Source organism: Mycobacterium sp. (assembly GCF_049278535.1).
Classification (GTDB): domain Bacteria; phylum Actinomycetota; class Actinomycetes; order Mycobacteriales; family Mycobacteriaceae; genus Mycobacterium.
This window is the reverse complement of record NZ_JBAPMI010000071.1, coordinates 1-11,643: the sequence shown is the minus strand read 5'-3', so window position 1 is coordinate 11,643 and position 11,643 is coordinate 1. Positions and strand designations below refer to the sequence as shown.

Annotated in this window: 14 protein-coding genes; 8 read left to right on the top strand and 6 right to left on the bottom strand. The window is 64.0% G+C overall.

Annotated features, from left to right (window positions below; translation table 11 throughout):
• The first annotated feature begins 18 nt into the window (after window positions 1-18).
• Window positions 19-906 (top strand): fructose bisphosphate aldolase, encoded by an 888-nt coding sequence (locus WAO18_RS04085; protein WP_422204100.1) that lies wholly within the window; start codon window positions 19-21, stop codon window positions 904-906.
• A gap of 27 nt (window positions 907-933) precedes the next feature.
• Here the strand turns inward: WAO18_RS04085 and WAO18_RS04080 are convergent, their stop codons facing one another.
• Window positions 934-1,155 carry a hypothetical protein gene (locus WAO18_RS04080; RefSeq protein WP_422204099.1) on the bottom strand — a complete coding sequence of 74 codons (222 nt, stop codon included), beginning with the start codon at window positions 1,153-1,155 and terminating at the stop codon, window positions 934-936.
• 49 nt (window positions 1,156-1,204) lie between these two features.
• Between WAO18_RS04080 and WAO18_RS04075 the strand changes: the two genes are divergently transcribed.
• The 3 genes from WAO18_RS04075 to WAO18_RS04065 are packed head-to-tail and all read left to right on the top strand — an operon-like array spanning window position 1,205 to window position 4,423.
• The gene (locus WAO18_RS04075) at window positions 1,205-1,858 is read left to right on the top strand and encodes a TetR/AcrR family transcriptional regulator (protein WP_422204098.1); all 654 of its coding nucleotides are present in this window, start codon (window positions 1,205-1,207) and stop codon (window positions 1,856-1,858) included.
• Window positions 1,842-2,516 carry a hypothetical protein gene (locus WAO18_RS04070; protein WP_422204096.1) on the top strand — a complete coding sequence of 225 codons (675 nt, stop codon included), beginning with the start codon at window positions 1,842-1,844 and terminating at the stop codon, window positions 2,514-2,516. The genes WAO18_RS04075 and WAO18_RS04070 overlap by 17 nt, the downstream gene beginning before the upstream one ends.
• 2 nt (window positions 2,517-2,518) lie before the next feature.
• Window positions 2,519-4,423 carry a YhgE/Pip family protein gene (locus tag WAO18_RS04065; RefSeq protein ID WP_422204094.1) on the top strand — a complete coding sequence of 635 codons (1,905 nt, stop codon included), beginning with the start codon at window positions 2,519-2,521 and terminating at the stop codon, window positions 4,421-4,423.
• A gap of 34 nt (window positions 4,424-4,457) precedes the next feature.
• Here WAO18_RS04065 and WAO18_RS04060 read toward each other — a convergent pair whose 3' ends face one another.
• Genes WAO18_RS04060 through WAO18_RS04045 form a run of 4 tightly spaced genes read right to left on the bottom strand, consistent with a single transcriptional unit; the run spans window position 4,458 to window position 7,434 of the window.
• On the bottom strand, window positions 4,458-5,012 hold the full coding sequence (locus WAO18_RS04060; protein ID WP_422204093.1) for a carboxymuconolactone decarboxylase family protein: 555 nt from the start codon (window positions 5,010-5,012) through the stop codon (window positions 4,458-4,460).
• A gap of 13 nt (window positions 5,013-5,025) precedes the next feature.
• Window positions 5,026-5,559, bottom strand: a complete 534-nt coding sequence (locus WAO18_RS04055; RefSeq protein ID WP_422204091.1) for a carboxymuconolactone decarboxylase family protein — start codon at window positions 5,557-5,559, stop codon at window positions 5,026-5,028.
• Window positions 5,560-5,575: 16 nt separating this feature from the next.
• Window positions 5,576-6,445, bottom strand: a complete 870-nt coding sequence (locus tag WAO18_RS04050; protein ID WP_422204090.1) for a dioxygenase — start codon at window positions 6,443-6,445, stop codon at window positions 5,576-5,578.
• Complete coding sequence (locus WAO18_RS04045; protein ID WP_422204089.1) at window positions 6,430-7,434, bottom strand: quinone oxidoreductase family protein; 1,005 nt, start codon at window positions 7,432-7,434, stop codon at window positions 6,430-6,432. Before WAO18_RS04045 ends, WAO18_RS04050 begins: the two co-directional genes overlap by 16 nt.
• 123 nt (window positions 7,435-7,557) lie before the next feature.
• On the opposite strand from WAO18_RS04045, the gene WAO18_RS04040 reads away from it, so the two are divergent.
• Entirely contained in the window at window positions 7,558-8,439 is an 882-nt protein-coding gene (locus WAO18_RS04040) for a LysR family transcriptional regulator (protein ID WP_422204088.1), read from the top strand.
• Between the two features lie 11 nt (window positions 8,440-8,450).
• Here the strand turns inward: WAO18_RS04040 and WAO18_RS04035 are convergent, their stop codons facing one another.
• Window positions 8,451-8,858: a DUF4267 domain-containing protein gene (locus WAO18_RS04035; protein WP_422204087.1), complete on the bottom strand. Its 408-nt coding sequence runs from the start codon at window positions 8,856-8,858 to the stop codon at window positions 8,451-8,453.
• Between the two features lie 144 nt (window positions 8,859-9,002).
• Between WAO18_RS04035 and WAO18_RS04030 the strand changes: the two genes are divergently transcribed.
• From WAO18_RS04030 to WAO18_RS04020, 3 genes are all read left to right on the top strand, one after another.
• Window positions 9,003-9,677 (top strand): hypothetical protein, encoded by a 675-nt coding sequence (locus WAO18_RS04030; RefSeq protein ID WP_422204085.1) that lies wholly within the window; start codon window positions 9,003-9,005, stop codon window positions 9,675-9,677.
• The gene (locus WAO18_RS04025; RefSeq protein ID WP_422204083.1) at window positions 9,671-10,852 is read left to right on the top strand and encodes a PrsW family intramembrane metalloprotease; all 1,182 of its coding nucleotides are present in this window, start codon (window positions 9,671-9,673) and stop codon (window positions 10,850-10,852) included. Before WAO18_RS04030 ends, WAO18_RS04025 begins: the two co-directional genes overlap by 7 nt.
• Before the next feature lie 211 nt (window positions 10,853-11,063).
• Window positions 11,064-11,643, top strand: a 580-nt coding sequence (locus WAO18_RS04020; RefSeq protein WP_422204081.1) for a glycine-rich domain-containing protein, incomplete at its 3' end; no start/stop codon positions are given.

Genomic DNA, 11,643 nt, shown 5'->3' with positions numbered 1-11,643 from the left:
GAAGGCGGACGGATCGCAATGAACGAAGAGCAACGCAGTGAAATGGAGTCAGGCCGTGGCTTCATCGCCGCACTGGATCAAAGCGGCGGTAGCACGCCCAAAGCGCTGGCGCTCTACGGAATCCCTGAGCATGCGTACGGCAATGACGGGCAGATGTTCGACCTCATTCACGAGGCGCGCGCGCGACTAATCGAGAGTCCCAGCTTCACCGGCGACAAGATCTTGGCAGCCATTCTTTTCGAGCAGACGATGGATCGCACCATCAACGGCGAGAACACCGTCGCGTTCCTGTGGAAGCAGAAGCACATCGTGCCGTTCGTCAAGGTCGACCAGGGCCTCGCGGACGTGCAGTACGGCGTCCAGCTGATGAAGCCGCTGACGAAACTCGATTCGCTGCTGGAGCGCGCGGTCGAGAAAGGCATCTTCGGCACCAAGATGCGCTCGTTCATTCAGGAGTCCAACGACGGCGGTATCAAAGCGATCGTGGAACAGCAATTCGAGAGCGCCGAGGCTATCGCGCAACACGGGCTGATGCCGATCATCGAGCCCGAGGTCAGCATCAAATGCCCCGACAAACCGACCGCGGATCGACTGTTGGTGGCGGCGCTGCAGGCGAAACTCGATGAGCTTCCGGATGACCGGCAGGTGATGCTCAAGCTGACGTTGCCGGATGAGGCCGATCTTTATGCGCCGCTCATCGACCATCCCCGAGTGTTGCGGGTGGTCGCCCTGTCCGGCGGCTACACCCTTTCCCAAAGCGCCGACATGCTGTCCCATAACCACCGTCTGATTGCGAGCTTCTCCCGTGCCCTGACCGAGGGCCTGACTGTCGATCAGACCGATGCGGAATTCGACAAGAAGCTCAAGGCGAACATCGACGAAATCTACGGCGCATCAGTGACCTGACCGAGCCGCCGACGCGGTGTCCGAATCTCAAGTTGCACAGAGCCTCGTGGCCCTGCCGGCCCGCCGAGAATCCGCTGCGGCTCGACGCGCCCATTGACCCCGAGCATCTACCGTGCGCACGCCATCGGGCAGACCGTGCGCGATCGCCGCCACTTTCCCGTCGCGGATACCGATATCCGCGCTGATCGGCGCCGCGGCGGTGCCGTCGAACACCGTGCCACCACGAATGGTCAGCTCAAAGTTTGACATTTCCACCCACCTTTCGATACTTGCGGGTATCGACTCGATACCGAAGAGTATGCTTTCGCCCATGTCGCCTATCAAGCCGCCGCGGACACGCCCTACTCGGGGCGAGGTGCGGGACCGGATCTTGGACGCCGCGTCCAAAGTCTTCGCCGCCGAGGGGTTCGCCGGCGCCACGATCGATGCGATCGGTCAGGCCGCGGGATTCACCAAAGGCGCGGTGTACTCCAACTTCGGATCCAAAGACGAATTGTTCTTGGCCCTGCTCGATCGCGAATTCGAGCTTCGTGGCGAGCAGATCGCGACGGCGTTGGAAAGTGAAGACGACATCGCCGCAGCGGCGCAGACGTTGAGCCGGTCCGTGCTCGACTCGGTTCACGGGCACGCCGACTACTACGTTCTGCTCGTCGAGTACTGGCTGCGCGCCGTGCGGGATCCGGAACTGCGCGAACGCCTGATCGCGCGTCGCCGTGCCGCCGCCGCTGACCAAGCAGACAACTTCGTCGAGTCTGCCGCCACCGTGACGTCTGGCCGCCAGTTGGCCGACCTTGCCCAGCTTGTCGTCACGATCAACTTGGGTATCGCGATGGAAGAAGTCCTCCGCCCAGGGACCATCGACCCTGACCTCCTCGCGCATTTGATCACCGCTCTTCTGGAATCTGTTGCGGGTCCAGAGCGATTAGGAGCAATACATGGAAACCCCAGATGAGCCGGACGTGCCGGCAGTGATCACCGCAACCGGACTCGGGGTAGACGGCGAGCACGGTCCGCTGTTCTCCGGCATCGACTTGGCACTTGCCGAGGGTTTTCACGCCATTCAAATGCCCGGCGGCCCAGGACAGACCACGCTGCTGCTGACCCTCGCCGGTCGGTTCAAACCCAGCCACGGATCCCTGACGGTGCACGGTGACACGAAGCCACGTGCGATTCGCCGGCACTGCGCGATCGCGGCCTTTCCCGACATCGACGAGCTTGAGGAATCGGTGACCGTGCAGACGGTGCTCGCCGAGCAGCGGCGGTGGCTGGCCCCGTGGTATGCCCAGATACCCCGTGAAGCAGGCCAGTCCAAGATGACCGAGGTGTTCGGTGACATACCTGCGCCGTCCCCCGGTACCTACATCGTCGAATTGTCCGATCTGGAGCTGTTTTTGCTGCGAATCACCCTGGCGACGCTGTCGAGTCGTCCGGTCCTGGTGGTCGGCGACCTCGAGCAGGTACGCGACAACGCGCGCCGCGCGATCGCGGTAGATCGGCTGGGCACGCTCGCGACGAATCGCACGGTGGTCGTCGGGGTGACCAATCCGCTCGGCGCCGACGCCCCGGACCACGAGCTTCACGATCACCGCATCCTGACCGAAGGGGACTGACGATGCTGGCTGGACTTGCATTCGGCTCGGAAATCAAGCGTTTCGGCCGCAGCCGGATGACCCGGGTGGCGATCGTCGTGCTGATGCTGCTGCCGCTGGTGTACGGCGCGCTGTACCTGTGGGCGTTTTGGGACCCGTTTGGCCATGTGAACAAAATGCCTGTGGCACTGGTCAATTCCGACCGCGGTGCCGTCGTGTCCGGGCAGCAGTTCAACGCGGGTGCCGAGATATCCAAGAGCCTGACCGCCGACGGCAGCCTGGACTGGCACGTCGTCAGCCCCGAGGAAGCACACCGCGGCGTCGAACACGGCAAGTACTACTTCATGGTCGAGCTGCCGCCCGACTTCAGCGCGGCGATCGCTTCGCCGGTGACCGGACAGCCCAAGAAGGCCAACCTGATCGCGGTCTACAACGACGCCAACAACTACATCTCGACCAGCATCGGGCGTACCGCGATCAGTCAGGTACTCAACGCCGTCTCGTCGCGGATCTCCGGGCAGGCGGTCAATCAGATGTTGTCCGTGGTGGTTTCGTCGGGATCCGGCATCAAGCAGGCCGCCGACGGCGCCGCCCAACTCGACAACGGCACTGGTCAGTTGGTGACCGGCCTGGACAGCGCGCGGTCCGGCTCGGAGAAGCTTGCCGCGGGCGCCAAACAACTTTCCGATGGCATCAACCAGGCCACCGATCCATTGCTCGCCGTCACCAAAGCACTGTCGCAGATCGGCGGCAACACCGAACAGCTTCAGCAGGGTGCCACAGCACTACAGCAGGCAAACGATCAGATCGGCACTATCGCCACCGCTCAGGATTCCGCCGCGAACTCGCTCTCCTCGGTGATCGATCAACTCTCCGCGCGGCAGGATCCGTTGGCAAATACCCTCCGCGGCGTGCAGGATCAACTCCGCGGGCACCAGTTCACACCCGAGATCCGCCAGCGTCTCACCGACGCGCAGAACGCGGCGATCGCCATGACGTCAGGATTGCGTAACCCGGGCAGTCCGCTCGGGTCAGCACTCGACCAGGTCGGCACGAAGAATCGGGATCTGACCAACAAGCTCACCCAGTTGCGGGACGGCGCGCAGCAGGTGGCCTCGGGTAACGCCGAGTTGGCAAGCGGCATAGCGAAACTCGACGACGGCGCCCACCAGCTGAAGGCGGGGTCGTCTGAGCTGGCGACCAAGCTGGCCGACGGCGCCAAGCAGATCCCCAACTGGACCACCCAGCAGAAGGACGCCGTCGCCGAGACCATCGGCGGTCCGGTACAACTCGAGACCTCCCACGAGAATGCCGCGCCGAACTTCGGCACCGGCATGGCGCCGTTCTTCCTCACGCTGGCTCTGTTCTTCGGCGCACTCGTGCTCTGGATGATCTTGCGGCCCTTGCAGAGCCGCGCCATTGCCGCTGAGGTGCTTCCCATTCGGGTAGCGCTGTCCAGCTATCTGCCCGCGGCGGTAATCGCGCTGTTCCAGGCCGTCATCCTGTACGGCGTCGTCCGATTCGGACTCGGCATGCACGTCGTGCACCCAGCATCGATGCTCGGCTTCATGATCCTCATTTCGTTCGCGTTCGTGGCCGCAACCCAGGCGATCAATGCGCTCGTCGGCCCCGCGGTGGGCCGGGTCCTGATCATGGCGCTGCTCATGCTGCAGCTGGTCAGCGCCGGCGGCATGTACCCCGTGGAAACCACGTCGAAGCCGTTCCAGTTCCTCCATCGCTTCGACCCGATGACCTATGGGGTCAACGGACTTCGGCAACTCATACTCGGCGGCATCGACGGCCGGCTCTGGCAGGCAATCCTGGTGCTGATCGGCATATGGGCTGTCGCCATGCTGATTTCGTGCCTGTCTGCCCGGCGAGATCAACTGTGGAACCTCGAGAGGTTGATACCGGCGATCAAGATGTAGCCACGCCGGCGCAGCGCTGACTGTGACCATGTAGTCAGGTTGGTTCGCCTCTCGGCGGGATCGGTAGCCGGGCACTTTTGTCGAGATCGACGTCGAGGGCGTTGAGCATCAACGCCAAGCCGGCGTAGCGGCCGACGACCATCAGCACCTCGACGGTCGCCTCCGCGCCCAAATTACGGTGCACGCTGTCGAACGTCTCGGTCGCCACGCCGCCGGTGGTCAGCAGCTCCGTGACGAGCTGCAGCGCCGCGACTTCGGTCGCATCGAAAGAGCCGTCGCGCCAGTCTGATTCGGAGAGGATCGCGTTGATCTCGTCGCTGCCCACACCAGCGGTACGGGCGACGTCGCGATGCTGGCCGAGCTCGTAGCCGCAGTCCATCAGGTAGGCCGTGCGCAGCACGACCAGTTCGCGCAGCCTGACCGGCAGCACCGGGCTGGTCAGCGCCGCGTTTCCGGCAAGCATCCAGCCAGTGAACACCTTCTCGGCGTTTCCCAGCGCGCGGTAGACGTTGAGATTGCCACGCGCGTTTGTCAATTCGCGGGCCCGCGGCGTCATGTCCTCCGGCTCGCGGTAGGCGATTCGAGTCATTGAGCCTCTCCTTTCAGGGCCGGAAGGTGGCGTCGGCGTCCACATCGAGGTCAACCGCGTTCAGCACCAATGCCAGCCCGTAGTAACAGCTGACGAGCATCAGCAGCTCGGTAAGTGCCTGCTCGCCGAATTCCTCGCGGGCCGCGGCGAACGATTCGTCGCTGAGTCGATGCGTGTTGCACAGTTCGGTGATGACGCTCAACGCCAGGCGTTCGGTGGCGCTGAAGTCGGCCGCATCGAGGTCTTCGGTCTCGACGATCGCACTGATCTGTTGTTCGGTCAGACCGGCGCCGCGGGCAATCCGAATGTGCTGGCTGAGTTCATAGCCTGAGTTCTGCAGTCGGGCCACCCGCAAGATGACCACCTCGCGCATCCGCAGACTGAAGGTGGGACTGTCGAACAACTCATCGACCATCTGCGCCCAACCGACGAACACGTTGGGGGCATTGGCGAGCACGCCGAACACGTTGAGATTGCCGCGCCGTGCGATGAAATCGCGAATGGCTTCGGGTTGCTTTTCGATGCCGGCCAGCGGTATCCGTGACATTGGTTTCTTCCCTTGACTATTCGACGGCCAGAATAAAGGTCCGGTCCAGGGTCACGAACGGTTCGCCGACCGCCGTTCCGTCGGGGGCGGTACCTGGCTCGTGCCGCACAAAATCCGCCATCAGTGAATCCTGGTCCGCGAACACGGCATCGTGGCCAATGTACGGGTCGTCCCGCCAAAACAGCTGAGTGATCAGCGGCTGGTAGCCCTGCGCTTTGAACCAGAAGTGCACATGCTGCGGGCGCATCGGCGAGCGGTTGGCCGCGCGCAGGATCTCCCCGCACGGGCCGTCGGTGGGCACCGGGTAGTACCGCGGTGTGATGGATCGGTACCAGAATCGCCCAGCGTCGTCGGTGGTCAGCAGGGCGCGCATGGCGCGTTGATCATGCAGCTTCTCGGTCTGTTGCACGTCGTAGAAGCCCTCACCGTCGCTGTGCCAGGTGTCGACTTTCGCGCCGGCGATCGGATTGCCACGGTCATCGACAACGCGGCCGGTGACGAACATCGGTGTGCCGGTGACGCCGTCAGAGATGTCGGACCCGTTGTCGGCGGTCGGTCGTCCCTCGACATAGAAGGGACCGAGCAAGGCGGAATCGGTGGTCGACGCCTCGGTTTGCTGATTGATCTTGTCCAGCAAGATGCTCAACCCAAGGATGTCGGAGAGCAGCACGAACTCCTGGCGGGTAGGGGTCGAGATCTTGCCCGTGCGCTCGAGGAAATCCATTGCGGCGAACCATTCGTCGCCGGTCAAGCGCACCTCGCGAGCGAAATCATGCAGGTGCTGGACGAGGCAGACGAACACCTGCCGGAAGCGCTCGTCGGTCGACTCGTCGAAGGTCTGCTGAACGGCCGCGGTCAGGGTCTGTTCGGTCAGGTCGGATGACATTGGCTCGCCTCTCTTGGCCAGGGGCGGATCACGACGCGGCCGGCGGTGTGGCCGGCGACGGCCTGGTACGCCGCGGCCGCGTCGTCGAGCGAATACGTGGCCGCGATGGGCAGCGGGCGAAACTCTCCGGACTCGAAGTAGGGCGTCATCTGCTCCAGGCGCTGAGCCGAGTCCACGATGCTCAGTTTGCCGCTGTCGGTGCCCAGGATGCGAATTTCGTTGTGGTACAGGTCGAGCAAGTTGACTTCGACCGCCGGAGAGCCGACGGCGCTGATCACCACCAGCCTGCCCCGGTGTGCCAGCGCGGCCAGCGCCGACGGGGTGGTCACGCCGCCCACCGCGTCGTACACCACATCGGCGCCCTTGCCGTTGGTCAGACGTTTGATCGCTGCGCCGATGTCGGCTGCGGGATCGAAGGCGACGAACTCGTCGATGACCACCGCTGCGGGCGTACCCGTTCCAGGCCGCCGACGGTCCACACCAATCACGTTCGCGCCGAGCGCATGAGCGATTTGGGCCACGGCGCCCCCCACTCCGCCGGATACACCGAACACCACGACCGTCTCACCCGCCGCCACCTGCGCGGTTTCCACCATCCCATACCACGCCACCACAAAGTTGACGCCGACCGTCGAGGCTTCGTCGAAGCTCAGTCGTTCGGGTTTGGCGACCAGAGCCTCCACCGGAACCGACATCAACTCCGCGTGCGAACCGTCTCGGGTGAACCCGGTATCTCCCCCGGTCCCCCAGACCGCGACACCTTCCCATGCCGGCGGCCCGCTGACCACCACGCCAGCGAAATCGCGACCTGGCGTACGCGGCAACACCGTCCAATCCATAGCTCCGGCAATGTTTTTCACATCAGAGGGATTGACGGAGGCCGCTTCGACTCGGACCACCGCCTCGTGCGGCGTCGCAACCGGATCCGGAACGTCCGTGATACGCAGAACGCCCGGTTCGCCAAACTCGCTGAAACGCAAGGCCCGCATCTGTCCGTCCTTTTTTGAGCCGATCGTCGTTCATCTCGCATGCTTAGCCAACACCAGAATTACCAATCGCGTCCAACACAAAATATCGAACCTTACGATCGCGAATCGCGATAGAATGGCATCGTGGAGTTACGCCACTTGGAGTACTTCGTCGCCGTAGCCGCCGAGTTGAACTTCTCCCGGGCTGCCCAACGGATACACGTTGTGCAGTCTGCACTCTCGGCGTCGGTCGGCAAGCTTGAAAAGGAACTCGGCGTCGAGCTGTTCGATCGGTCGAAACGTCAAATCGCACTCACCGGGGCCGGTGAGACCTTCCTTGTCCACGCCCGCGAGGTCCTGCACACTGCTCACCGAGCCCGCAGTTCGGTCGACGCCTTCCGCGACCAGCTCGCCGGCACGGTCACCCTGGGCACCTTGATGTCGTGGGGAACGCTGAATCTGCCTGCCGCCCTTGAAGAATTTCGCGGCGCCAATCCGATGGTCACCGTCCGGCTGCGACAAAGCGTCACCGGTTCTGCCGGGCATCTGACCGCGATCGCCGACGGCCAGATGGATCTGGCCCTCGTCTCGATCACCTCCCCCGGATCGCAGTTAGTGGCGCTGCGCGAATTGATGCGCGAGCCCATGCTTTTCGTCTGCGACGCCAGTCACCCACTGGCTAGTCGCCGCAAAGTGGAGTTGGCCGACCTGGCCGGACAGGATTTCATCCAGTTTCCGCCCGGCTGGGGAATACGGCAGCGCCTCGACAAGGGCTTCGCCGCGGCAGGCGTCCAACCGGTCAGTGCCTACGAAGTCGCCGACTATGCGATCACCGCAGAGCTCATCCGGCACCGGCTGGCGACCACCATCCTGCCCGCCAGTGTGGCCGGCCGATTCCCCGACCTGAACACCATCCCGCTGCGCCCGACCATGACCTGGACGCTGTCGATCGCGTCGGCAGTGTCGCAGGACGCGAACCGCGCGGTCAGCGCGCTTGTCGACACCCTGGTCCGTCACATCGATTGACACACAACGGTTTACCGGTCGCTGACCGGAGCGGGCGCTTCGACCGCCCCGGTCGTTCGGCGCACCGCGCCCCAGAGCCCAGTGCCGACTCCGATGACAGCACCGCCCAGACCAATTAGTTGCTGCGAGCGATTCAGCTCGTGATGGACGCTCATTCCGCCGAGCAGGTCGGCGGCGTCGGCACCGGCGGAGGCCAGAAACCACCCGCGGGTGTTGTTGCCGCGCAACGCCGATGCTGCCAGCAATCCCCCGATCAATGCGTCGCGGTAGCCCATCGATCGCAGCAGCAGTTGCGCGGTCGGTGTGGGTTTGTCGGGATCTCCCCAGAGCCGGTTCGCGCGCAGGGGGTCGACGAGAAACGATATTCCTGAGGCAAGTCGGATGCTGCCCGCAGCCAGCGCCATACGGTCGATAGTCATGGTCTGCCAGCCTATAAGTTGATCGGCCGAGCGGAGCCAAACCCACGGATGTGGCCATTGTTGATCACGCGTATCTAACCGCTCGCTACTCTCACTGCGGTGCTATTCAGGCGTTGTCGCAACGGGTAGAAAGGTTGGGCGAATATGCCGGATGCGGGAGGCCAGGTGTCCTCGGCGGCCTCAGCACCAAGATTCGAACCCGACGAGGGCTGGGTGCCCGCCGATGAGCGAAGATTCGGTCTGGATCGGCGCACCCTGCGCCCGACGTTGGCGGTATTCGCGCTGGTCTTCATCATGTCGGTGGTGCTGCCGATCATCGATGCAACGGTGCCCTACCACGACATCGTCAGAGCCGGCGATGTGATGGAGCTCGACGGCAACGTGACATTCGTTCCGGAAGCCGGCTGGGGCATCACCTCTGGTCTCCGCGAGGGCCACGGACCGATCTCTGGCCAATATCCGGCGGCAGCCGCCGTCGAGAACGGGGCGCTGAAGTTCACTGTGCGCACTGGGCCGTTCCAGGGCGACGCCGACCATTTGCTCGATCAGATCGAGGCCACCACCGACGCGCTCAACCAGGGCCGCGGCGTCCATATCACCGGGGCGCCCGCGACCATCGTCACCGCCCAGGGCAAGCAGGGTGCGACAGTTCGAGTCACCGGACCGCACACCGCCGGCCTGATCGCGGCGTTCGTATTCGATGGTCGTGGTGTCAAAGCAATCACGACCGGGCCGACCGACGCCGGCGCCGAACAAAGCGCCGCGGTCTTGCGGATGATCGGCAGTATCAGCGAATCCGGGCAGGCAAAGCGATGGTGACGACGCTCGCAGAACTCGATCGTGCGCGCGACGTCGCCCTCGACCTTTCCGGCTGGGGCCGACGGTTCGTCTTCTACCAGCCGCGCAATTTCGCATTCTGGGGATATACCGCGCTGGTCGGAATCGGCGTTCTCACTTTCTTTTCCACGCTTGCCCGCGAGTACAACGCGTACGGTGAGGCGATCGGGCTGGCGGTCACGTCATTCGCCATCTACGCGGCTCTGTTCTGGTGGTTCACCGACCGCATCGACCACTACGCCAAACTCCCACACAAGCTCATGGCTGTCGCATTCCTGTGGGGTGGATTCGCCGCGACCGGGGCAATGGCCGCCAATGCCAACACCGCGATCCTCGCCTTGTACGGAAAGACTTTCGGCCAAGTGTGGGCGCTGAACTGGGGCGCCGGACTCGCTGCCCCGTTCACCGAGGAACTTGCCAAAGGCTCGGGATTGCTACTGCTTATCGCGTTGGCGCAACGGCACATCCGGACCGCGTTCGACGGGTTCATCCTGGGCGCGTTCATCGGTCTCGGTTTCCAAATCGTCGAGGACATCAATTACGCCATGACCTCGGCCGGAACCCAGTTCGGCGCCAATCAGATTGGCGCGTCGGTCGGCACCATCATCCTTCGCATGCTCACCGGGGTGGCGGCCCACATTCTGTACAGCGCCATCTTCTGCGCAGGTGTGGTCTACCTTTTCGGCAGGCCGGCTGAACCGCGCAAAATTGGGCGAGGTTTGGTCCTGATCGCAATACCGATGCTGCTGCACGGGACCTGGGACTCGGTTGCCGCCATTGCCGGGCAGAATGTGCTGACGCTGATCGGACTGTTGATCGGGACCGTCATTGGTGCGCTGATCATCGTCGCGCGGGTTTACAAAATGACCGTGTCCAGGGAACGCGACTTCGTTCGCGATGTCATGGCGCCCGAGCAGGCCCGTGACGCGATCACCCCGGTCGAATTGGACGCGATGGCCGGTAACCGTAAGGCCCGCAAGGCTTATCGCAAAGCCGGTGGTAACCGTCACGAACGCAGGCGCTCACGCTACATCCTCAATGCCGCCTATGCGCTTGCCGACGAGTTAGCCGCGGCGCGCGGTGCCGACACCGACCGGGTGCGCTTCGCACGCTCCGAGGTCGCTCGGATCCGCGCCGGCGTACCGTCGCCGTGGTGACGCAGCGCTGAATATCCCGCCGGCGAGCCAAGCTCTTCGGTCCGCTCAGCGGACCAGGCCCTTGCCAACGGTGGGCCGGTAAAGGCGCAATTAAGCACGCTGCAACCCGCCGGACCCGGACGGAAGCCGGGCTGTGGCGCGCCCGAAAATCATCGGCAGGCCGCGACGAGGAGCACGGAATGACAGCGGACTCAACACGGGAAGCCTCGCTATGAATGAGCCGCTGTTAATTGCCGCACCGCTGATGATCGCAGCCATCGTGATGGCGGTCCGGTTCGTGGGCTGCGGCATCGATGCCGACCCAATCGACGGCTACTACCCCGGCGACGAGAACGGCGAAGGCCAGAAACCTGTACCCGTCACCGCCAACTTCACCGGCAAGGGTGTCTTTTCCGCGCAGGCCGGATTTCCCGCGGGTTTGACGGAGGACCCAAAGCCCTTCGACATATCGGGTACGTACACCTACCCCATCCCGTACTGGTGCACCACCATCGACCTGGTCTTGCTGGGCGCCGGCGGCGGCGGCGGATACGGTGCCAACGACGAAGCCGGTGGCGGGGCCGGCAACTGGAATACCACATCCGTGCAGCGCGGCTCTGACATCCCCTGGGAGGCAACCACGATCACTGTCACCGTCGGCCAAGGTGGTGCAGGCGGGTCACTCTCCGCCCCAGAAGGCGGACCCGGTGGTGACACCACCGCCAGCTGGGATAGCTCATCCGGGACGACCACGATAACCGCCCCCGGCGGCGGCGCCGGCGCCAGCGGCATCACTGGCGAGGGCCCAAGCC